This is a genomic window from Streptomyces tremellae (assembly GCF_039540215.1).
GTDB classification, from domain to species: domain Bacteria; phylum Actinomycetota; class Actinomycetes; order Streptomycetales; family Streptomycetaceae; genus Streptomyces; species Streptomyces tremellae.
In genome coordinates this window covers 1-20305 of sequence record NZ_BAABEP010000073.1, presented here as the reverse complement: position 1 = coordinate 20305, position 20305 = coordinate 1, and the positions used below count along the sequence as shown (strand labels likewise).

19 protein-coding genes and 1 pseudogene are annotated in these 20305 nt (G+C 75.2%); 8 read left to right on the top strand and 12 right to left on the bottom strand.

The annotated features are described in order from the left end of the window. The gene (locus tag ABEA77_RS30070; RefSeq protein WP_345654540.1) at positions 1-1605 is read right to left on the bottom strand and encodes an ATP-binding protein; all 1605 of its coding nucleotides are present in this window, start codon (positions 1603-1605) and stop codon (positions 1-3) included. Further along, positions 1602-2396 (bottom strand): response regulator transcription factor, encoded by a 795-nt coding sequence (locus ABEA77_RS30065; RefSeq protein ID WP_345654537.1) that lies wholly within the window; start codon positions 2394-2396, stop codon positions 1602-1604. The genes ABEA77_RS30070 and ABEA77_RS30065 overlap by 4 nt, the downstream gene beginning before the upstream one ends. Before the next feature lie 916 nt (positions 2397-3312). On the opposite strand from ABEA77_RS30065, the gene ABEA77_RS30060 reads away from it, so the two are divergent. After that, on the top strand, positions 3313-4365 hold the full coding sequence (locus ABEA77_RS30060; RefSeq protein ID WP_345654535.1) for a PP2C family protein-serine/threonine phosphatase: 1053 nt from the start codon (positions 3313-3315) through the stop codon (positions 4363-4365). A 35-nt stretch (positions 4366-4400) separates the two neighbouring features. Here ABEA77_RS30060 and ABEA77_RS30055 read toward each other — a convergent pair whose 3' ends face one another. Beyond that, on the bottom strand, positions 4401-5129 hold the full coding sequence (locus ABEA77_RS30055) for a siderophore-interacting protein (RefSeq protein ID WP_345654532.1): 729 nt from the start codon (positions 5127-5129) through the stop codon (positions 4401-4403). A 59-nt stretch (positions 5130-5188) separates the two neighbouring features. Between ABEA77_RS30055 and ABEA77_RS30050 the strand changes: the two genes are divergently transcribed. Then, positions 5189-7972 (top strand): GNAT family N-acetyltransferase, encoded by a 2784-nt coding sequence (locus ABEA77_RS30050; protein ID WP_345654529.1) that lies wholly within the window; start codon positions 5189-5191, stop codon positions 7970-7972. Between the two features lie 112 nt (positions 7973-8084). Here the strand turns inward: ABEA77_RS30050 and ABEA77_RS30045 are convergent, their stop codons facing one another. Beyond that, entirely contained in the window at positions 8085-9185 is a 1101-nt protein-coding gene (locus ABEA77_RS30045; protein WP_345654526.1) for an aldo/keto reductase, read from the bottom strand. A gap of 252 nt (positions 9186-9437) precedes the next feature. Between ABEA77_RS30045 and ABEA77_RS30040 the strand changes: the two genes are divergently transcribed. Continuing rightward, the gene (locus tag ABEA77_RS30040) at positions 9438-10025 is read left to right on the top strand and encodes a DUF4232 domain-containing protein (protein ID WP_345654523.1); all 588 of its coding nucleotides are present in this window, start codon (positions 9438-9440) and stop codon (positions 10023-10025) included. A gap of 118 nt (positions 10026-10143) precedes the next feature. Here ABEA77_RS30040 and ABEA77_RS30035 read toward each other — a convergent pair whose 3' ends face one another. The 4 genes from ABEA77_RS30035 to ABEA77_RS30020 form a co-directional block, all read right to left on the bottom strand. Continuing rightward, entirely contained in the window at positions 10144-10416 is a 273-nt protein-coding gene (locus tag ABEA77_RS30035; RefSeq protein ID WP_345654521.1) for a hypothetical protein, read from the bottom strand. Between the two features lie 70 nt (positions 10417-10486). Next, entirely contained in the window at positions 10487-11119 is a 633-nt protein-coding gene (locus ABEA77_RS30030; RefSeq protein ID WP_345654518.1) for an AAA family ATPase, read from the bottom strand. A gap of 47 nt (positions 11120-11166) precedes the next feature. Beyond that, positions 11167-12045 (bottom strand): diacylglycerol kinase catalytic domain-containing protein, encoded by an 879-nt coding sequence (locus ABEA77_RS30025; RefSeq protein ID WP_345654515.1) that lies wholly within the window; start codon positions 12043-12045, stop codon positions 11167-11169. Beyond that, positions 12042-13052 (bottom strand): SPFH domain-containing protein, encoded by a 1011-nt coding sequence (locus tag ABEA77_RS30020; protein WP_345654512.1) that lies wholly within the window; start codon positions 13050-13052, stop codon positions 12042-12044. The genes ABEA77_RS30025 and ABEA77_RS30020 overlap by 4 nt, the downstream gene beginning before the upstream one ends. Positions 13053-13226: 174 nt before the next feature. Here ABEA77_RS30020 and ABEA77_RS30015 point away from each other — a divergent pair, with 174 nt between their 5' ends. Next, complete coding sequence (locus ABEA77_RS30015) at positions 13227-13397, top strand: hydrophobic protein (protein WP_345654509.1); 171 nt, start codon at positions 13227-13229, stop codon at positions 13395-13397. 136 nt (positions 13398-13533) lie between these two features. Here ABEA77_RS30015 and ABEA77_RS30010 read toward each other — a convergent pair whose 3' ends face one another. Beyond that, on the bottom strand, positions 13534-14727 hold the full coding sequence (locus tag ABEA77_RS30010; protein WP_345654506.1) for an acyl-CoA dehydrogenase family protein: 1194 nt from the start codon (positions 14725-14727) through the stop codon (positions 13534-13536). A gap of 276 nt (positions 14728-15003) precedes the next feature. On the opposite strand from ABEA77_RS30010, the gene ABEA77_RS30005 reads away from it, so the two are divergent. Further along, positions 15004-15369 carry a DoxX family protein gene (locus ABEA77_RS30005; RefSeq protein WP_345654503.1) on the top strand — a complete coding sequence of 122 codons (366 nt, stop codon included), beginning with the start codon at positions 15004-15006 and terminating at the stop codon, positions 15367-15369. Between the two features lie 84 nt (positions 15370-15453). On the opposite strand, the gene ABEA77_RS30000 is transcribed toward ABEA77_RS30005, so the two are convergent. Next, on the bottom strand, positions 15454-15765 hold the full coding sequence (locus tag ABEA77_RS30000) for an STAS domain-containing protein (RefSeq protein ID WP_345654500.1): 312 nt from the start codon (positions 15763-15765) through the stop codon (positions 15454-15456). Positions 15766-15984: 219 nt separating this feature from the next. On the opposite strand from ABEA77_RS30000, the gene ABEA77_RS29995 reads away from it, so the two are divergent. Next, positions 15985-16317, top strand: a complete 333-nt coding sequence (locus ABEA77_RS29995; protein WP_345654498.1) for a helix-turn-helix transcriptional regulator — start codon at positions 15985-15987, stop codon at positions 16315-16317. Between the two features lie 9 nt (positions 16318-16326). Here ABEA77_RS29995 and ABEA77_RS29990 read toward each other — a convergent pair whose 3' ends face one another. After that, a complete protein-coding gene (locus ABEA77_RS29990; protein WP_345654495.1) occupies positions 16327-16779 on the bottom strand; it encodes an SRPBCC family protein in 453 nt (150 codons plus the stop codon). A gap of 266 nt (positions 16780-17045) precedes the next feature. On the opposite strand from ABEA77_RS29990, the gene ABEA77_RS29985 reads away from it, so the two are divergent. Both ABEA77_RS29985 and ABEA77_RS29980 read left to right on the top strand, forming a co-directional pair. Continuing rightward, on the top strand, positions 17046-18269 hold the full coding sequence (locus tag ABEA77_RS29985; RefSeq protein ID WP_345654492.1) for a cytochrome P450: 1224 nt from the start codon (positions 17046-17048) through the stop codon (positions 18267-18269). Positions 18270-19174: 905 nt separating this feature from the next. Continuing rightward, positions 19175-19387 (top strand): hypothetical protein, encoded by a 213-nt coding sequence (locus tag ABEA77_RS29980; protein ID WP_345654489.1) that lies wholly within the window; start codon positions 19175-19177, stop codon positions 19385-19387. 12 nt (positions 19388-19399) lie between these two features. Here the strand turns inward: ABEA77_RS29980 and ABEA77_RS29975 are convergent. After that, a pseudogene (locus tag ABEA77_RS29975) lies at positions 19400-20190 on the bottom strand (L,D-transpeptidase family protein). Positions 20191-20305 lie beyond the last annotated feature (115 nt).

Genomic DNA, 20305 nt, shown 5'->3' with positions numbered 1-20305 from the left:
TCACCCTGTGCTGAGGCTGTGGGCCGGGGCATCTTCCTGTGCGGGGGCCGCGGGCAGTGTCAGCGTGAAGAGGGTGCGGCCGGGACGCGAGGCGGCGTCCACGGTGCCGCCGTGGGTCGCGGTGACAGCCCGTACGATCGCGAGTCCGAGCCCCGTGGAGCCGGCGGCGCGGGACCTGGAGGCGTCGCCGCGCGCGAAACGTTCGAAGACGCGGGGCAGCAACTCCTCGGGGATTCCGGGTCCGTTGTCCGCTATCTCGACGACGACGGACAGGTGCGGGCCAGGGGCGGGGACCACGCGGGCGACGACGGAGGTGCCCGGCGGGGTGTGCGTGCGGGCGTTGGCGAGGAGGTTGGCCAGGACCTGATGCAGCCGCGCCGCGTCGCCGCGTACGGTCGTACGGGCCGACTCGGTTTCGGGAGGCGGCAGTTCGAGGCTCCAGCGGTGGCCCGGGCCGGCGGCGCGGGCGTCGCTGACCGCGTCCACGAGCAGCGGTACGAGGTCGACGGGCGCCTGTTCGAGCGGGCGGCCCTGGTCGAGTCTGGCGAGCAGCAGCAGGTCGTCCACGAGACCCGCCATGCGCAGGGCCTCGGACTCTATCCTGCGCAGCGCGTGCCGGGTGTCGGGGCCGGGCTCCTCCCGGCCGCGGCGGGTGAGTTCGGCGTATCCGCGGATGGAGGCGAGGGGGGTGCGCAGTTCGTGGCCCGCGTCGGCGACGAACCTGCGGACCCGGGTCTCGCTCTCCTGGCGGGCGGCGAGCGCGGAGGCGACGTGCCCGAGCATGCGGTTGAGTGCGGCGCCGACCTGGCCGACCTCGGTCGCGGGGTCGGCCTCGGCGAGCGGTACGCGTTCGTGGAGCATCACCTCGCCGCTGTGCAGGGGCAGTTCGGACACGCGGGTCGCGGTGGCGGCGACCCGGCGCAGCGGCCGCAGCGCCATGCCGATGAGGGCGTTGCCGGTGAGTCCCGCCGCGACGAGGCCCGCGCCGGTGACGCATGCCTCGACGAGGACCAGTGTGGTGAGGCTGTCGTGCAGGGATTCGAGGGGCAGTCCGACCAGGAAGTCGCCGTTGACGCCGTCGGTGTGGCGTACCCGGTAGTCGCCGAGTCCCGGCAGTGTGACGGTGTGCGGGGAGCCGTCGCGGGCGACGGTGGCGAGGGCGGCGCTCTGGGTCGTCGTCAGGCGGGCCTCGGTGACCTGGCCGAAGCGGTCCGTGTCCTGGTGCTCGGTGCTGCGGACGGCGCGGTCGAGGGTGCCGTCCTCCCCTATCCGGGCACCGACGGTGCCCACGGGCGCGCCGCCGCCGGTCACCGCGGTCAGCGGGTCCCTGGCGAGCGGTGCGCCGGGCGGGGGCACGGAGCCGTGGAGGGCGCCGGGAGGCGGTCCCGCGGCCCGGGTGGCGACGGTGAGCGTCTGCGCGTCGAGCTGGTCGTACAGGTAGGACCGGTAGGCGATGGTGGTGACGGCGCCGATGACGGAGGCGACGACCGCGATCAGCGCGACCGCCGAGAGCACGAGGCGGGTGCGGAGCGAGCGGGGGTGGGCGCGTGGGCGGGGCAGGCGGCGGCGCGCGGTTCGTGGCGCGCGGGGGCTCCGGCGGGTCATGGTGTGTCCCGGGCTCCGGGGGCGCTCTGCGGGCCGCACCCGGGGGGCTGCTCGGGTTCGGCGGCGCGCAGGACGTAGCCGGCGCCGCGCCTGGTGTGGATCATCGGCTGCCTGCCGGCGTCGATCTTGCGGCGCAGGTAGGAGATGTACAGCTCGACGACATTGGCCTTGCCTCCGAAGTCGTAGGACCACACGCGGTCGAGGATCTGTGCCTTGCTGAGCACGCGGCGGGGGTTGCGCATCAGGTAGCGCAGCAGCTCGAACTCGGTGGCGGTCAGGTCGATCTGGTCGCCGCCGCGGCGGACCTCGCGGCTGTCCTCGTCGAGAACGAGGTCGCCGACGGTCAGGAGGCGTTCGTTGCGGGCGGCGGCCGCGCCGGACCTGCGGATCAGCCCGCGCATGCGGACGACGAGCTCCTCCAGGCTGAACGGCTTGGTGACGTAGTCGTCGCCACCGGCCGTGAGCCCGGCGATGCGGTCCTCGACGGCGTCGCGTGCGGTGAGGAACAGTACCGGCACCTCGGGGAGGTGGTCGCGGATCCGGCCGAGCGCGGTGAGGCCGTCCGCGTCGGGCAGCATCACGTCGAGCACGACGGCGTCCGGGCGGAAATCGCGTGCGGCGCGCACGGCGGACGCGGTGTCGCCCGCGGTCCTCACCTCCCAGCCCTCGTAGCGCAAGGCCATGGACAGCAGCTCGGTGATCGCGGTCTCGTCGTCCACGACGAGCACCCGCACGGGCGATCCGTCGGGCCGCAGCAGCCGGGGCTGCTCCTGGAATGAGGCGGTCGTCATGGTGGCACGGTGGCAACACGGCGTGAGAGTTTCCTTGCCCGGACCTGTGAACAGCCTGAGAATCGCAGGTCGCCGCGGCGCTCGTGGCCCCGCCGGAGCACGCGCGGCCGTGGCGCGCTTCGCCCGCCGGCACGCGCGCGCCCGCGGCACTCACGGCCCACCGTGGCGCACGAGCGCGTGGCCGTCGCGGGCCGCGCCCCCGGCCCCCGGCCTCTGTCCGAGGCGCGAGGTCCGAGGTCCGAGGTCCGAGAGGGCGGCGTATTGCCGGGGCGGGGCCACGGCCGGCGGCCACGCGCCGGAGAGGCGCCCGCCGGAGGCCCCGGGCCGGACGCGTCGGCGGTTCCACCCCGCGGGTTGATCCGGGTGCGGAGGACGGTCGGGAGACTGGCGTCGCAGGGTTTTCGGTGGGAAGGGGCTCAATCGTGCACGTCGCCCTTGTTCGGCGGGCCGCCGCGCTCGCGGCCGTCGTCGTGCGCGGGCGAGGTCGTGACCCGGTTCCTCAAGGACGCCGCGCCGCCGCGCTCCGGCAGCTGCCCCGCCGCGGGCTGACCTCGGGCGCCCGCCGTCTCGCGCGTCTGTGCGAACGGTCGGGTGCCGCGCCGGGGCCGAGTTCACCCGTCTGCCGCACAGCTCCGGCGGGCGGGTGCGGCGCGGCGGCGGGCACACACCGCACGCGCGGCGCCATTGGCACCTCAAGTGGCTTTCCCTATAGGGTGGTTCAGCGGGTTCGCGGTTGCCGTGCGGAGCGCAGGGGCGGCTGCCAGGGCGGGCAGGCGGCGGCGCGGACGGGAGCGGGACGGCTCGCCAGGTACGCAAAACACCGGGAAGGTACCCACGGGTGGGGAGTGTCGGCAGGCACAGTGTCGGGGTGAGAACGAGAGCGCGTCGATGGGCAAGGGTCGCACTGCCGTGCGGCGTGATCGTGGGGGCGGTCCTCGCGGACCTCTATACACCGGTGGCGTCCGCGTCACTGCTGGCCGTGGCGCCGGTGGCCGCGGTGACGACGCTCAGGGCGCGCGGCATCGTCACGGTGGGCGTGCTGGCGATGGGGGTGCACGCGGTGCTGGCCGACGTCGAGGGGACGTTCGGGTGGCAGCGTGGCCTGGCGAACCAGATCGCGCTTGCCGCGGTCACCGCGCTCGCCGTCACACTGAACCGCTCGTTGCGCGCACAGCACACCACGGCGCGCAACGCCCGCCACACCGCGGCCGTCGCGCAGAAGGCGGTGCTGCCGAATCCACCATTGAACCTGGGTGAGTTGTCCGTCGCCGCCCGGTACGCACCGGCCGACCGCGAGGCGCTCATCGGCGGTGACCTGTACGTGGTGCAGCAGACCCCGCACGGCGTGCGGGCGATGATCGGGGACGTACGGGGCAAGGGCCTTGACGCGGTGTCCGCGGTCAGTGTCGACATCGGGGCCTTCCGCTTCGCGGCGGACCAGGCGGACGACCTGCCGGCGCTCGCGCAGTCGCTGGACGAGGCGCTGCTGCGCGAGGGGCTGCGCCGGCACGGCGAAGAGGAGTCCGAGGGCTTCACCACCGCGCTGATCGCGGAGTTCACCCCGGGCCTCGAACAGGTACGGCTCGTCAACCGCGGGCACCCCGCGCCGGTCCTGCTCGGACCCGACGGGGCGGCGCGGGTGCTCGCGCCCTCGCAGGAGGCACCTCCGCTGGGCATGATGAGCCTGGGCCGGTGGGACGCACCGGTGGACACGTTCGCCTTCCCGCCCGGCTCGACGCTGGTCCTGCTCACCGACGGGTGCACGGAGGCGCGCAACCGCGACGGCGTCTTCTACGACCCGGCCGTGCGGCTGGCGCATCTGTGGAGCCGTCAGCGCCGCCTGTCCGGCAGGCCTCCCTCCCCCGGCGCCCTGCTGGACCTGCTGCTGCGCGACGTGACCCGCTACACGCACGGCCGGGTCCACGACGACCAGGCACTGCTCGCGCTGCACCGCTGCCCCGGCGGATGAGCAGGGGACGGGCGGCGGACGCCCGCGGGCCGGCGTCAGGCGGCGCGCCAGTAGCCGAGCGCGCTGATCCGCCGCCTGGGGACTCCGTGCTCGCGGGCGCAGGCGGCGAGGGCCCTGGTGGTCGCGGTGTCGCAGGCGATCCACACGTACGCCTCGGCCGGGTCGCCGAGGAGTCCGGGGAGGGTCTCGCGGACCCGTCGTACGAGGGCGGCGCCGCCGCCCTCGCGCCGCACCGCGTGCAGGGTGCGCCCGGGAGCCTCGGCCAGCCGGGCGGCCAGGCCGGCGTCGGAGTCGTGCACCGTCTCGAACCACACGGTCGTCCGGACGCCGTCGGGGGCGCCGGCGAGCAGGCTGGTCGCGGCGGGCAGTGAGGCCGTGTCGCCGATGACGCAGAGCGGCGCGGGCGGCGGTTTTGGCGGTGTGAAGCCGCTGCCCTGGACGGTCGCCTCGATGGTGTCGCCAGGCGCCGCGCGGCGCGCCCAGTCGCTTGCCCGCCCGTCGTGCAGGGCGAACTCCAGGGAGAACACGCCCCTCGCCGGGTCGGGGTCGACGAGGGTGTAGGCGCGCTGGTGCCTGCGGCCCTGGCCCTCGAACCACAGCCTGACCCACATGGTGGGGTGGACCCCGGTGGCGGCGAGCATCCCGCCGTCGGTGACCCGGATGCGCCGGTAGTGCTCGGTCACGCTCTCGGTGCCCGTCACGGTCAGTGTGAAGTCCTTGCCGCGCAGGAGCTTCAGGACCGCGCCCTCCCAGCCGTGTCCCATGGGACCACCCCTCCGTACGAAAAGCCGGACCGATATTAAGGTTAGGCTAACCTAACACGATGGGGGTGGGGGTCATGGAGACCGAGTTCTGGCGCGACGGCTGGGGCGTGCCGCACGTCCGCGCGGGGAGCCACGAGGCACTCGCCCACGGGCAGGGCCAGGTCACCGCGCGGGACCGGGCGTGGCAGCTCCACGTCGAACAGCACCGGGCGGAGGGGACGTCGGCGTCGTTCCTCGGGCCGTCCGCCGTCGCGTGGGACCGGTTCGCACGGCGCGCACGGCTCGCGGACACGGCGCGGCGCTGCTTCGCCGCGCTCGACCCGCGGACCGCGTCCTGGGTCACGGCCTACGCGGCGGGGGTGAACGCGGGACTCGCACAGGGGGCGGCGGCGGCACCGGAGTTCGCCGCGGCGCGCACGGCGCCCGGGCAGTGGCGGCCGTGGACGCCCATCGGGGTGTGGCTCTCCGCGCACATCCTCTTCGCCGGCTTCCCGGCCAAGCTGTGGCGCACGGAGGTCGCGAAGCGGCTCGGCGAGGACGCGGTCGACCTGTTCGCCACGGACGGACCCGGGACGAGCGGCAGCAACGGATGGCTGGTGCCGGGCGGCCTCACCGCGACCGGCTCCGCCCTGCTCGCGGGCGACCCGCACCGCTTCATCGAGGCTCCGGGCGTCTACCAGCAGATCCGGCTGGCCTGCCCGGAGTACGACGTCGTCGGTCTCGCCGTGCCCGGGGTGCCGGGGCTCGCGCACTTCGGGCACGCGGGCTCCGTCGCCTGGTCGGTCACCAACTCCATGGCGGACTACCAGGACCTGTACGAGGAGCGGCTGAGCCCGGGAGGCCCGACCGGGCTCACGGCCCGCGGGCCGGCCGGCCCGCGGCCCGCGCACCGCCACACGGAGGTGATCGAGGTGGCGGGCGCGGCTCCCGTGGAGGTCGAGGTGGTGGAGACCGAGCGGGGCCCGGTGGTCCTCGACGGATCTCCGGGCGAACCGCCTGGCGACCCGGCGGGCGGGGGCACGGCGGCCGTCAGCCTGCGCCATCTGCCGCGGGTGCGCGCCGACGCGGGCTTCAGGACGCTGCCCGCGCTGCTGCGGGCCCGCACCGTCGAGGACGTGGACCGGGCGCTCGACCACTGGGTGGAGCCGGTGAACGTGGTCCTCGCCGCGGACACGGCTGGGGGCCTGCTGCACCGGGTGGCGGGTGCCGTGCCGGTACGGGACCGGGCGGCCTCGCGCCGTGTCGTACCGGCACGGGACGGGCGCCACGCGTGGCGCGACGGGCAGGAGGCGGCCCCGCGCGCGCCGGTGACGGGACCCACCGTCATGGCCAACGCCCCGGGTATCGCGACGCCGTTGGGCGTGGAGTTCGCGCCGCCGCACCGGGAGCGCCGGATCCGCGCGCTGCTCGCCCGCGCACCGCAGGGTGGGTGGCGCGCCGCGGACATGGCGGCGATCCACACCGACACACTGCTCGCGTCCGCCGACACCCTGCTGACCGCCGTGGCCGAGGCACCGGTGCGGTCGGCGCCGGCCGCGGCGCTGCGCGGCCGGCTGCTGCGCTGGGACCGCCGGATGGACGCAGAGAGCGAGGGCGCCGCCGCGTACGCGCGGCTGCGGGCCGAGGTCGTACGCCGGGTCGCCGCGCACCCGGCGCTGGCGCCGCTCGCCGGTATCCCCGGGTACCCGGAGCCGTTCTCGCCGTGGCTCGCGCCGCTGCCGCGGGTCGCGTACGCGCTGGAGAGCCTGCTGGGCAGCCGGCTGGTGCCGCCGCGGGAGCGGACCGCGCTCGTCGCCGACGCGCTCGACGCGGTCGCCGGCGAGGGCCCGCAAGGCGCCCGTCCGGTGTGGGGCGACACCCACCGGCTGGTGTGGTGGCAGGCGCTGCCGTGCGCGCCTGCCACCGAACTGCCGCCGCTCGGGGGCGACCACGACTGCGTGCTGTCCACCTCCAGCGTGCCGGGCGCCACCGATCTGAGCGCGCGCGGCCCGGCCGCGCGCTACGTCTGGGACCTCCACCGGCGCGACGACAGCCGGTGGGTCGTGCCGTTCGGCGCGTCCGGTGTGCCGGACAGCCCGCACCACCGCGACCAGCTGCCGCTGTGGCTGCGCGGCGAACTCGCCCCCGTCACCACCGACTGGGGCCTGCTGACGAAGGAGACCGCCATGACCGCTCCCCGCACACCCTCCTCAGCCCCGCTCCACGAGAGCAGGGTCGACGGTTTCGGCACGGTCACCGTCACACCGCTGGACGCGGAGGCCGACGCGGACCTGCTGCACTCCTGGGTCAGCGAGGACCGCGCCCGCTTCTGGGGCATGACCGGCGCGACCCGTGACGAGGTCAGGGACGCCTACGCCCACATGGCGACGCTCACCACCCACCACGCCCACCTGGTGCGCCGGGACGGGACGCCGGTGGCGTTGCTCGTGACGTACGACGCGACGGCCGACCGGGTCGCCGAGTGCTATCAGGCGAGACCCGGCGACACCGGTATCCACCTGCTGCTCGGCCCGCCGCCCGGCGGCCGGGCCGACGCGGGCTTCACCGCGGCGCTGCTTTCGGTGATCGTCGACTTCGTCCTCGCCGACCCGGCGTGCCGCAGGATCGTCGCCGAGCCGGACGCCGCCAACGAGAAGGCGCTCGCGCGGTTCGCGCGCAGCGGCTTCGAGCCAGGGCCGGAGATCGTGCTGCCCGAGGTCGACCTGCCTGAGGTCCGGCTGCCGGCCAAGCGCGCCCGGCTGGTGGTGATGGACCGGGCCGCGGTGGCCGCGCGGGGGCACGCGGCCGGACGCGGCGCGGACGCCGGGGCGGGCGGCCCCACGGCCCCGGCCGGCGCCCGCTGACGGCCCGGCCCGGAGTCCTCTCCCTCCACCGCCCGCCCGCGCACGGGCGGGTCTCGTCCGGCAGGTCCCCGAGGTCCTTCGCCCAGCCACCGCCCGCCCGCGCACGGGCGGGTCAGCCGTGCCAGAGCGGGGGCGCGTAGCCGCGCGGCTTGTCCCCGACCTTGCTGCCCGTGTTGATGCCGTTCGCCTGGTACGCCGTGGTGAACATGGCGTAGACCGTGCGCGGCGCGACGGCGGCGGCCTCGTCGAGACGGGCGCGCGCGTCGGCGGGGAGCTCGAAGTCGAGCGCGGCGATGTTGCCCTCCAGCTGGCCGACGCTGCTGGCGCCGACGACAGCGGCGCCCATCCCGGGCTGGGTGACGGCCCAGTTGAGCGCGGTCTGCGCCATGCTGCGGCCGAGTCCGCCGGCCACCTCCTCCAGTACGCCGACGATGTGCCAGGCGCGTTCGTCGGCCTGCCAGGGGCTGGTCCAGACGGCGCCTTCCCTGCCGAGCCTGCCGTCCCCGGTGACGCCCCTGTCCCCCGTGCGGTACTTGCCCGTCAGGAGTCCGCCGCCGAGCGGGCTCCAGCCCATGATGCCCATGCCGAGGTTCCTGGCCAGCGGGACGTACTCGGCCTCGATCTCGCGGCCGAGGAGGGAGTAGGGGATCTGGAGGGCGACGAACGGGTTGAGGCCGTGGGCCTCCGCGTAGGTCTGCGCCCGTGCCGCGTACCAGCCGGGGACGTCGGAGAAACCGCCGTAGCGGACCTTCCCGGACCGTACGAGGTCCTCGAAGGTGCGCACCACTTCCTCCGCCGGGGTGAGGGTGTCCCAGACGTGCAGCAGCAACAGGTCGATGTAGTCCGTGCCCAGGCGGCGCAGCGAGTCCTCCACGGCCCTGATGACGTGCTTGCGGCCGTTGCCGCCCGCGTTGGGGTTCCCCGGGTCCGTGTTGTGGCTGACCTTGGTGGTCAGGACCACCCGGTCGCGGGAGCCCGACTCGCTGATGAGGCGGCCGAGGATCTCCTCGCTCTGGCCCGCGGTGTAGAAGTCGGCGGTGTCGACGAAGTTGCCGCCGGCTTCGAGGTAGCTGCGGAAGATCGGGCGCGCCTCGTCCTCGGTCTTCCCGAACGGCGCGTGGAACCCGGCCTTCCCGTAGTTCATGGTGCCCAGGGCGAGCCGGCTGACGCGGAGGCCGGACCGTCCGAGCAGGAAGTAGTGGTCGACAGACATGCGGAACTCTCTTCACTCGTCGCGGGGAGCGCGGCCGGGCGGCAGGCGCCGGGGCCGCTCCCTCCGGTGTGCGGACGGCCCGGGGGTGCGGCCCCGGCGGTCCGTGCGGACGGTCGACAAGAGTCGTCCGAAACTTCTGGACCCGCAAGTCCAGAAAAAAGAGGCGCCCTCACCCCGGGGGGCTCACGGGAAGGCCGGAAAAGAAATACTCCGAACGTGTGAACTTTTCCGTCGGACACCGCATCGGACTCCATGTACGACATCAACGAGAGGGTGAACGACATGGTGAGTGACCAGCGGTGGGGCAAGGGCAGGACGGCGGCCGTGGCACTGGGGGCCGTCGTACTGGCGGGCACCGCGGCAGCGGGGGTGGCCCAGGCGGCGCCCGCCGCGGCGCACGGCTCGGCGGTGCCGACGTGCTCGGCGTCCGGTCTCCAGGTCTCCCTGCACAGGAACCTGGCCGGAGGGATGAACCACCAGGGCGCCGTGATCCAGTTCAAGAACACCGGCAGCCGCACCTGCGCGCTGCTCGGCTACCCGGGACTCGGCCTGGAGAACTCCAAGCACCAGGCCCTCGCGTCCAAGACGGTGTGGGGCAACACCTGGTACGCGGCGTCGCCCGCCAAGAAGGCCGTGAGCCTCGCCCCCGGCCAGAGCGCCGAGGCGGTCGCGGCGTGGACCCATGTGAACACCGGGACCTCGGGTGCCACGCACGCCGCGTACCTGGAGGTGACGCCGCCGGCGTCCACCGTCCACAAGACACTCACATTCGACCAGTGGGTCGACGGCGGTGAGCTGAACATCACGGCGGTCGCCCGCACGGTGCCGCTCAACGGCTGACCCGGCCGCCCGCCGGGGGCGTACGGGCGGGAGCGCAGGAGGGGACGTGGGGCCGCGGGGCCGGGAACGGTCCGCGGCCCCTCGGCGTGCACGGGCAGGCCCCGCGGCGCGGGGCCGCTCAGGGCGTGTCGCCCGTCCAGTCCCACTTCCCGGAGGCCCCGGGCCGCGGCGTGTACAGGGCGCGGCCGCCCGCGCCGTACGCCCCGATCTCCGTGGGCAGCGCGGCTCCTTCGGCGAGCGCGGCGGCGCTCCAGCCCGTGACGTCGAGCAGCAGGCCGTCCAGCGGGCCGCCGACCAGTTCCCGGTAGGCACGGCCGGGGCGCGGGCCGGGGTCGGGGTCGTCGTGGTCCGCCCCGTACACGCGGCGCGGCAGCCGTATCGGTTCGTACATGCTCCGCAGCATCGCAGGCGGCACTGACAACCGGGGCGCGCCCGGGTCCTGCCGCGGGCGGTCGCCCGGCTCAGCGGGGGCCGGCGGCCGGCCCGCCCTGCGCGGCCACGGCCGCGAGGACCGCGGCGGCCACCTCCGCCGCCGGGCGCTCCTGGCACGTGTCGACGCGGGCGAGCGCGCGCCGCGTGACGATGTCGAGCATCACGGCCTGGTAGCGCAGTGTCCGGGCGAGGAACGTGTCGACCAGCGCGCGGCCCGCCGGGGGCAGCCGGTCGCGGCCCGAGGTGGCGTGGACGCGTGCGGCCAGCACGTCCTCGCCCGCGGTGAGCCAGACGGCGGCCGTGTGCGGCACGGTGAGCCGGGCGACCTCGGCGGGCCAGAGCGCCGACCCCTCCAGCACGAGCCCGGCCGTGTCCGCGGGTGCCAGGGCGCGCGCGGTGACCAGTTCCTCGATCCTCGGCCACAGCCGGCGGTAGTGGCCGAGGACGGACGTGATGAGCTGGTCGCCCGTCAGGGTGCGGTAGTGCTCGCCGACATGGGGCGGCACCTCGCGCTCCGGTGTCGGCCACGGACGCCCGGGGTGCCGCGCCAGGGCGTCCGTGGACAGGCGGTCGAAGCCGAGCCGGTCCGCCACCGCCCGCGCCACGGTGCTCTTGCCGGTGTGGGAGGTCCCGCCGATCAGGACCACGCGTACTGCGTTCACGGCGACGACGATACGGGGACGCGCGCCGCCGGGGCGCGGGCCCGGCGTCAGGTGAGGAGGCGCAGGGTGGTGTCGGCGCAGCCGAGGCGGACGGTCTGGCCCCAGGTGAGGTCGAGGGCGTCGCTCTCCATGCCGTCGCCGAAGGCGACCAGGCGCTCGGACTCGACGGTGACGGAGAGGTGTTCGCTCTCCGTGAGGAGGCCGGCCGAGGCGGTGGTCCCCGTGGCGGGCGAGGGCCACGCCTCGCGGACGAACCAGAGCAGGTGGCGCAGCCGGGGGTCGGGCAGCGGCAGGCTGCCGCCGCGCTCCTGCCACACCGAGCGCAGCCAGCCGGTCGCGCCGGTGCCGGTGCCGACGAGGACGCCGGACGAGGCCTGCGCCTCGCCGCCGATGCGGTAGCGGGCGGTCTGGTGGCTGCTGTGTCCGAGATAGATCTCGTTGAGCGCGAGGAGCCGCTGCGCGTCGTCGGTGACGGCCTCGACCATCGTGAGGTCCTCGTACGTGCCGTGGCCCGCGCCGGCGGCCGTCAGCAGCCCGGCCGCGTCGGCGGACCTGTGCCGTACGAGCACGCCGGGGTTGCGGCCCGGGTCGGTGTCGACGCCGATGACGGGCTGGCCCGTCAGGTACTTGGCCGTGTTGGCGACCAGGCCGTCCCCGCCCGCCACCACCACGATGTCCTCGGGGCCGAACAGGAACCGGTCCAGGTCGGCGCGTTCGACCCGGGCGCGCCGCCAGGCGAGCGGCACGGCCGCGGCCACCTCGGCGAGGACGCGCACGGCGCGCCGGTGGCGCTCGGCCGGCTCCGCGATGTCGCGGCCGTGCGCGGAGAGGAAGTAGGCGGCCTGGCCGTGGGTCCCGTGCCGGGCCACCAACTCCTCGTACTCGGTGGTGCGGTGGACGAGGACCGCGCGCGGGCCGAGGCTCACGCCGTGTCCCCGGGGCGGGCGCCGAGGCGGGTGAGCAGTCCGGTGAGCACGTCGGGCGAGACGGTGACACTGCCGATCCTCGGCATGTTCTCAGCGAACTTGTCGAGCCCCAGCGCCCGCAGCACCTCCGGGTCGGCTTCGCCGTGCACGCGCAGCCACGCGGCCTGGGCCTGGGCGCGGGCCTCGCCGGTGGTGCGGGCCGCGTCGGCCTCGGCCCGGGCGAGCCGCACCGTGCGGGCGGCCTCCGCCTCGGCCCGCACCCCGTCGGCGGCCGCGGCCTCCTCCGCCTCGCGGCGGGCGTTGGTGCCGCGTTGTTCGACCAACTGCTCCTCCCTTCTGGCGAGTTCGATGCGGCTGGCGAGTTCGTTCTCGGCGATGGCGCGTTCGCGCTCGACCGCGACCGCGCGCCGTTCGTAGGTGGCGCGGTCGGCGTCCTGCTGGACGCGTTCGCGTGCGGGGGTGCGCAGGGCGCGCTCGACGTCGGGCTCGGGGCGTACGGCGACGACGCGCACGTCGACGGCGGTGAGTCCGGTCGCGGGCAGCCGCGGGTCGGCGGCCAGCCCCTGGGCGATGCGATCACGGGTGGCGGGCACGCCCGTCATCAGGGCGTCGGCGAGCGGCATCCGGGCGAGGGAGTCGAGGGCGTGCTGTTGTGCGGTCTCCGTGAGGAGGGTGGAGATCTGCTCAAGGGGCGCGGCGCGCCAGGCGCCGGTGTCGGGGTCGAGGGAGAAGTCGAGGCACGCGGCAGCGGTGGCGGGCTCGCTGATCCGGTAGGTGACGGTCGCCTGGACGGACACGTCCTGGAAGTCGGCGGTCCTCGCATGGAAGGACATCGCCAGCTCCCGGTCGTCGACGGGGACTTCGGAGAGGGCGGCGTGCAGGGCGCGGAACCAGAAGCTCTGGGCGACGCCGTCGTGGACGAGGCGGCCGCGGTCGTGGTGGCGGATGTGGGCGGTGGGCGCGGAACGGAGGTGGCGCCTGCCGAAGCGGCGCGTGATGTCTGCCATGGGAACCCCTTTTCGTCACTCTGACTCTAAAGGAGTGGGGCCATTATCGTCAACTGGACGACAAGCGGCGGCCGTCACCGGATCCCCGCGCAGCGCGGGCGATTCCCGACCGATACGCGCGGAGGGTGTGACCGGAGTGTGGAGGGGCACACGGCTCGCCGGAGGTTGATAATCATGGTTCCTTTGCTTCTCGTCCTGCTGCTCGCGCTCATCCTGTTCGGCGCGGGCTTCGCCCTGAACGTCCTCTGGTGGGTCGCGATCGTGGTGTTCGTGATCTGGTTGCTCGGTTTCCTCGTGCGGCCGCACAGCGGGACCGGGTCGCGCGGCCGTTGGTACCGCTGGTAGCCGTCCGCACCACGACACACCACGCGTGGCGGCCCGCCCCGGGCAGTGTGTCCGGGGCGGGCCGCATCGTGCGCCCCTGCACCGGACCCGTGTCGTGTGCGCCCCGGTGACCGGGGCGCACACGACACGGGTCCGGTCACACGAAGGCGCTGTGCCCCGTGATCGCCCGGCCGACGATGAGGGAGTTCATGTCCCGGGTCCCCTCGTAGGAGTAGAGCGCCTCGGCGTCGGCGAAGAACCGGGCCGCGCCGTGTTCGAGCAGGATGCCGTTGCCGCCGAGCACCTCGCGCGCCCAGGCGACCGTCTCCCGCATTCTGGTGGTGCAGAACATCTTGGCGAGCGCGGCCTGGGCGTCGTCCAAGCGGTGCTGCTCGTGCAGCGCCGCCATCCGCACGACCATCCCCTGACACGCGGTGATGTTGGCGAGCATGCGCGCCAACAGGTCCTGGACGAGCTGGAACCCGGCGATCGGCCGGCCGAACTGCTCGCGTTCGAGCGCGTAGGCGCGCGCCGCCTCGTACGCCCCGATCGCACATCCCGTCGCGCTCCACGCGACGCCGCCCCTGGTCACCTTGAGCACCCGGGCGGTGTCGCGGAAGGAGTCGGCGCGGGCGAGGCGGTTGGCCTCGGGCACCCGGACGCCGTCGAGGACGATGTGCGCGTTCTGCACGCCGCGCAGCGCGATCTTCCCTTCAAGGGCCCGCGCGGTGAACCCCGGTGCGCCCTTCTCCACCACGAAACCCCTGACCTGGTCGTCGGCGACATCCCTGGCCCAGATGACGACGAGGTCGGCGAAGGTGGCGTTGCCGATCCACTTCTTCTCGCCGTCAAGCACCCAGGAGTCGCCGTCGCGGCGGGCCGTGGTCAAGAGGCCGAGCGAGGCGCCCGAGCCGACCAGCGGCTCGGTGAGGCCGAAGGCACCGGTCTTCTCCCACCGCACCATCGGGGGCAGCCACCGCTCCTTCTGCTCCTCGGAGCCGCACTCGCGGATCGAGCCCATCGCCAGGCCCGCGTGCACACCGAAGAAGGTGGCGAACGAGGCGTCGACGCGCGCCATCTCCATACCGATGAGGCCGGTCAGCAGATAGCTGCGCGGGGCGATGTGGTGGTCGTCGGCCCAGGTGCCGGTGATGTCCAGGTCGCGGATCTCGTCGCGCAGACCGAGCGGGGTCTCCCCCGCCTCCCAGCGCTCCCCCGCCCCCGGTGCGACCCGGTCCACCAGGAACGCGCGCACCCGGTCGAGCTTCGCGCGCTCGTCCGGGTCGAGCAGGTCCTTGACGTGGTAGAAGTCGCCCTCAGCCGCCCCCGAGTCGATGGTGTGCTTCGCCATGGCGCGTCCGTCCTTCCCCGATGATCCAGTTACCGGCGGGTACCCCGTCTCCGCGCCGGCAGGCCTGCGCGCCGGCTGCCGTGCGGCGCGTGCGGGTGCGGCGGGCGCCCCGCGTGCAGGTGTGCTGAGCGCGGTGCGGGGCCCGCCGGACGCGGTGCGGGCGCGTCGATACCCGACCGTGCTGGTGACGGGCGGATACCGCTGGGTAGCGTGGGACGCGGTCCGCGCCGGGGTTCCCCGTCCCGGCGGGAGCCGTCCCCCACCGGAGGTACCACCATGCAGCTCGCCCCGCGCTCGCCCCGACTCCTCGCCGCCCTGCTCGCGGGCTCCGGAGTCCTGCACTTCGCGAGGCCGCGCCCGTTCGACTCGATCGTGCCGCGCTCGCTGCCCGGGTCGCCGCGCGTGTGGACCTGGGTGAGCGGCGCGACCGAGCTGGGGCTCGCCGCCGCGGTGGCCGCCCCGCGCACACGCAGGGCGGGCGCCCTGGCCGCCGCGGGGTTCTTCGTCGCGGTCCTGCCCGCCAACGTGCAGATGGCGCGGGACTGGGGCAACCGGCCCGCCCCGCTCAGGGCCGCGGCCTGGGGCAGGCTGCCGCTGCAGGTCCCGCTGGTGGCGTGGGCGCTGCGGGCGGCCCGCGACTGATCCACACCCGCGAGGGGGCGCTCCGGACCCCCGGGACACCGCGGGAGTGGCCCTCGGCTGAGCCGGAGCCGCCCCGGAGGGCGCTCAGTCCGCGTCTGGCGGGACGAACAGACCGAACGTGCCGGTGAGTTCGAGCACGCGGCGCACGATCGGGCTGGCGCTGCGCACGACCACGGTCTTGCCCTCGGCCGCGGCCCGCTCGCGCACCCGCAGCAGCACACCCAGCGCGGCGCAGTCCCAGAAGGCCACACCGTCGAGGTGCAGGTCGAGTCCGCTCGGGGTCGCGCGCAGCGCGTCCACGAGGTTGCGCCCGAAGGCCTCGTGCGCGTCCCAGTCGACCTCACCGCGCGGCGTGACCACGATCCGGTCACTCTCCGACGAGTTGCTGAGGGTCACCAGGCAGCCCGGCCCCGCGGCGGGCGCCCGTCCTTGGCCGCCCCGCCGCGAAGCCGTGGCGCGGGCCTCCGTGTGCCTCGGTGCAGCTGACGCTTCCCGGGACATGATCACCCCATTCTCCCCGCGGTGGATCCCACCAGATGGCGGTCATCACTTACACGAAATATAATTCATGCTTTGGAGTGCGGCAATGGGGATCGGTCCCCTAACATGACCGGCATGGATGCAGTGCCCGAATCCCACAGTGGATGGACGTTCCTCACCAACCACGCGCGCGTGCTCGCCAGCGTCGCGGACGATCCCAACGTCCGCATCCGCGACATCGCAGCACGGTGCCGCCTCACCGAGCGGGCCGTCCAGCGGATCATCGCCGACCTCGAACAGGCCGGGTACCTCTCCCACACCAGGGAGGGGAGGGCGAACGCCTATCGCGTCATCCCGGGAAAGGTCCTGCGCCACCCCGCGGAGGCCAGCCTCACCGTCGGCTCGCTGCTCGCGCTCCTCGCGCGGGACGAGGTGGACCACACCCCGCGCACGGCCGACAACCGCTGACGCACGGCCTTAGCCGCTCTCCGCCGGCGGCAGGGCCGCCTCGACGGCGGCGGGCAGGGTGCGGACGACCTCGTCGCCGAGGCGCTCGAACTCGCGCCGCAGGAACGGGTCGGCCAGCCTGGCGAGCCCGTTGAAGCGGACCGTGGCGTCGTACGCGACCAGGGTCGACCCGTCGCGCTCCGCGAACGACAGGTCGTCGGTGGAGGTCGCCGTGTCGTTGCAGCCGACGAAGGTCAGGCGGTCCTGGTCCATCCGCGCGAGCCGGTACGTCAACTCGGTGCGCCGGCCCCGGAACTGGGAGACGTTGCGCCAGTGGGCCCCCTCGTACACCGGTCCCGGGTCGGCACGCTCGCACGAGCGCGTGCCCGGGTCCCAGTCGACGGCGTGCGAGAAGTCGGCGAGGTAGGCGACCACCGCGGCAAGGGGCCTGCGGACGGCCATCGTGCGCACTACGTGGACCATCGTGCATCTGTCCTCTCGGGCGGGCGGCGCCGTGGCCGACCGCGTCGGACGACGGAGTCTCCGGGTACCCCGGGGGCGGGCCGCGACGCCTGCCCGTCAGCGCCGGCCCGCGCCCGTCCGCCGCACGGGTGAACGGCCCGGCGGCCGGCCGGGGCGCGGGTAGGTGTCGAGGGCGGTCCATCCCCGTGCGGCCCCTGGACCGCCGCCCGTGCCAGGTGCGGCGCCCCGCAGCGGCGCACCGCGTCCGACCGCCGAGGGAGCCCCGTATGACCGACGTCCCCACCGCCCCGCCCGCGGGCCCCGGCGCCGTGCACGACTGGCCGGTCGACCACCTCGACGGGCTCGCGTTCGACCCCCTGCTGCACCGGCTGCTGCGCGAGGAGCCGGTGGCACGGGTGCGGATGCGGTACGGCACGGGGGACGCCTGGCTGGTCACCCGGTACGAGGACGTCAAGGAGGTCACGGCCGACCCCCGGTTCAGCAGGGCCCTGACGGTGGACCGCCCGATCACGTCCATGACGCCGCACGCGGTCGCGCCGCCCGGCGGGGTGGGACGCACGGACCCGCCCGAGCACACCGCGCTGCGCCGCCTGACCGCGAAGGCGTTCAACCGGCGCAGGGTCGCCGCCCTGCGGACGCGGGCCGAGCGCGTCACGGCGGAGCTGCTGGAGCGGATGCTCGGCGAGGGGCCGCCCGCCGACCTGACGGAGCATCTGACGGGCCCGCTGCCCGAGCGGGTGGTCGCCGATCTGATGGGGCTGCCCGCCGACGCGCTGCCGCGGCTGCGGGAGTGGCGGCGGGTGATCCTCTCCAGCGACCGCCCGGTGGCGGACACGGCCGCGGTGAAGCGGGAGATCGCACGCTCCTTCGGCGGCCTCGCCGACCTGCGGGCCGCGCAGCCTGGCGACGACCTGTTCAGCGAACTGGTGGCGGCGGAGCGCGCGGGCGCCCTCAGCCGCGCCCAGTTGGTCTCCTTGTCGGTGATGGTGGTGCTCAACGCGCTCGACCAGGTGCGCAACCAGACCTCCACCATGGTGTACGCGCTGCTCACCCACCCCGCCCAGCTCGCGGCGCTGCGGGCCGGCCCCGCGCTGCTGCCCGCCGCGGTCGAGGAGCTGCTGCGCTTCATCCCGCAGCGCAACGGCGTGGGCCTGCCACGGGTCGCGACCGAGGACGTCGCGGTCGGCGGCGTGCGGGTGCGCGCGGGCGAGGCGGTGTACGTCTCGTACCTGGCGGCCAACCGGGACCCCGCGGTCTTCGCCGAACCCGACCGGCTCGACCTGGCGCGGGCCGGGGCGCCGCACCTGGCCTTCGGTCACGGCGCGCACTACTGCGTGGGCGCGGCCCTGACCCGGATGCTGGCGGAGACGGTGGTCGGCGCGCTGCTGCGCGACCTGCCCGCGGCCCGGCTCGCGGTGCGCCCCGAGGAGGTGCGATGGCTGCGGGGCACGGTCAACCGCGGTCCCGAGTCGCTGCCGCTGGCCTGGTGAACCCGGCGGCGAGCCGCCTCCGGCTCAGGGCTTGACGAGGACGTGCGGGCTGCCGCGCAATCGTGCCGATGTTCATTCAGCGATACGTCACCGCTTCAGCCTCCTGAACACAAGGGCTTCCCCGACCACCGGCACCGGCGCCTTCGCCACCGACACCTGGGTGCCGACCGGCGGGGCCTCAAGGGCGAGGACACGTCGAGGCCCGCGACCGCGGGGCTGCCGCCCACCATCACCCCGTCCGCCAGCGGGGGGTACAGCCGGCACGACGACCTGCGCGCCGAGCCCGACACCGACGTCCTCGCCTCCATCGGCCCGTCGGGCTTCCCGGTGGGCAACGAGGCGGGCGCCATCTGGACCGGCGGGCACGGCCCGACCGTGCGGACCGACACCGCGTACCGCATGCTCCACGCCCACCTCGGCCACAGCTCCACGGACTACGGCCACGACACGACGCCGTCGCCGGGCTTCGGCAGCGCCCAGCGGACCCGGCTGGTCCTCCGGGGGCTGCTCTCGCCCGGCGGGGTCCGCACTCCCCCGGCCCCATGTCCTCATGTCCGCCCGCCCCGGCGACGGTTGGTACGAACCGTCGCCCACGGCCGGCCGGAAACACCTCGACGCGCGCCGCCTCCACCGCGAACGGCACGGCCGTACGGCGGTACGCCCGCAACGGCACCACCGCGCAGCAGTACCAGCTCAGGGACGCCGGCGACGGATACGTACGGAGGGCGACCGCACCGACCCGGCCAAGACGCCCGACGTCAGCGACGCGTCCCCGTCGTTCCGGACCCCGCAGCGGGGCCGAGACCGGGCCTTTGCGGTGCGGCCGGCCGCGCCCCGGGCGCCGTACCCGCCGGTCGCGTCCGCCCTGCCGTGCCGGGGCGGACGGGCAGGCGCATCCTGGGGGCATGCCGGGCGCGCCGATCGTCGTGCACCGGCCGTCGCACACCGGCGGCCGGCGGGTGACCGCGCACGGCGCGGTGCTCGGCCTGGCGCACGACGACTTCGACCTGGTGGAGCTGTTGCGGCGGGCCGGCCTCGACGACGCGTGGCCGCTCCTCGACAACCCGGCGTGGGTCGAGTGGCGCGGCGGGCGCGCCCACCACTGGGACGCGGCCTGACCGACCCGCAGGTCAGCGGCCCAGCGCGGCGGCGTCGCCCATCACGACCACGGGGTGCAGGGCCGGGCCGAGGGCGCGCAGCAGGGCCCGCATGTGGTCCTCGGAGAGGCTGACGCAGCCGTGGGTGGGTCCGCCGTGGTCCACGTGAAGCCAGACGCCGCCGCGTGCCGCGCCCACCAGGCGGGTCCAGTCGAGCGGCCGGGTGCCGCGCTCGCGGTTGCAGTCGGTCGCGACGACATAGTCGAAGGAGCCGGCGAGCGGCTCCTCCTCGGAGCCGGTCCCGCTGACGGCGAACCCGCCGGAGCGGGTGTACGGCACTCTCGTGCCGGGGTCCTTCAGCAGGCCGCCCGCGTCGCTGAGGGTGAACACGCCGACGGGCGTGCGCAGATCGCCCGCGAGGTGGTGGCCGCTCCAGCCGTGCAGCGCGTTGTGGGCCGCCCAGGTGCGCCCGGCGCGCCAGCCGTCCGCGGTGCGCCGGTAGAGCACGGCGGACGACGCGGGCGAGTCGGCGGCGCGGCCGGTGACCACGAGCGCCTGGCGGGTGCGGCCGGCACCTCGGCGAGGGTGCGGGGGCCGAGTCCCGGCAGCCGCCGCGGCAGCGCGGGGCGCGGCGGCGCGGCGGTGGTGCGGGCGGGCTCCGTGGGGGCGGGGACGCCGTCCGGGGCGGTGGCGGAGTGGGCCGCGGCGGGGCCGCCGCAGGAGGCGAGCGTGGCACCGAGTGCCGCCGCGGTCGCGAGGGGCACGGCGCGCCGGGCGAGCCGTCCGGCGGGAGCGCGCAGGCGCGTACGGGCCAGCGGTGCCATGGGGGTGGCCTTTCTGTGGGCGGGCCGGGGTGCCGCAGGGGCGCGGGCGGCAGGCGGGATCAGCGCGCGGGCGGTGCCGCACGGCCGCCGGGCGGCAGTCCTGGGGCGAGCGCGT

What these genes read in the sequence shown, in the direction of transcription:
- ABEA77_RS30035 (WP_345654521.1), bottom strand. Translation starts at nt 10,416, where the DNA reads ATGTACGAACCGATACGGCTGCCGCGCCGCGTGTACGGGGCGGACCAC.
- ABEA77_RS30040 (WP_345654523.1), top strand. Translation starts at nt 9,438, where the DNA reads ATGTACGACATCAACGAGAGGGTGAACGACATGGTGAGTGACCAGCGG.
- ABEA77_RS29990 (WP_345654495.1), bottom strand. Translation starts at nt 16,779, where the DNA reads ATGGTCCACGTAGTGCGCACGATGGCCGTCCGCAGGCCCCTTGCCGCG.
- ABEA77_RS30065 (WP_345654537.1), bottom strand. Translation starts at nt 2,396, where the DNA reads ATGACGACCGCCTCATTCCAGGAGCAGCCCCGGCTGCTGCGGCCCGAC.
- ABEA77_RS30015 (WP_345654509.1), top strand. Translation starts at nt 13,227, where the DNA reads ATGGTTCCTTTGCTTCTCGTCCTGCTGCTCGCGCTCATCCTGTTCGGC.
- ABEA77_RS30010 (WP_345654506.1), bottom strand. Translation starts at nt 14,727, where the DNA reads ATGGCGAAGCACACCATCGACTCGGGGGCGGCTGAGGGCGACTTCTAC.
- ABEA77_RS30055 (WP_345654532.1), bottom strand. Translation starts at nt 5,129, where the DNA reads ATGGGACACGGCTGGGAGGGCGCGGTCCTGAAGCTCCTGCGCGGCAAG.
- ABEA77_RS29995 (WP_345654498.1), top strand. Translation starts at nt 15,985, where the DNA reads ATGGATGCAGTGCCCGAATCCCACAGTGGATGGACGTTCCTCACCAAC.
- ABEA77_RS29980 (WP_345654489.1), top strand. Translation starts at nt 19,175, where the DNA reads ATGCCGGGCGCGCCGATCGTCGTGCACCGGCCGTCGCACACCGGCGGC.
- ABEA77_RS30005 (WP_345654503.1), top strand. Translation starts at nt 15,004, where the DNA reads ATGCAGCTCGCCCCGCGCTCGCCCCGACTCCTCGCCGCCCTGCTCGCG.
- ABEA77_RS30050 (WP_345654529.1), top strand. Translation starts at nt 5,189, where the DNA reads ATGGGGGTGGGGGTCATGGAGACCGAGTTCTGGCGCGACGGCTGGGGC.
- ABEA77_RS30020 (WP_345654512.1), bottom strand. Translation starts at nt 13,052, where the DNA reads ATGGCAGACATCACGCGCCGCTTCGGCAGGCGCCACCTCCGTTCCGCG.
- ABEA77_RS30045 (WP_345654526.1), bottom strand. Translation starts at nt 9,185, where the DNA reads ATGTCTGTCGACCACTACTTCCTGCTCGGACGGTCCGGCCTCCGCGTC.
- ABEA77_RS30070 (WP_345654540.1), bottom strand. Translation starts at nt 1,605, where the DNA reads ATGACCCGCCGGAGCCCCCGCGCGCCACGAACCGCGCGCCGCCGCCTG.
- ABEA77_RS29985 (WP_345654492.1), top strand. Translation starts at nt 17,046, where the DNA reads ATGACCGACGTCCCCACCGCCCCGCCCGCGGGCCCCGGCGCCGTGCAC.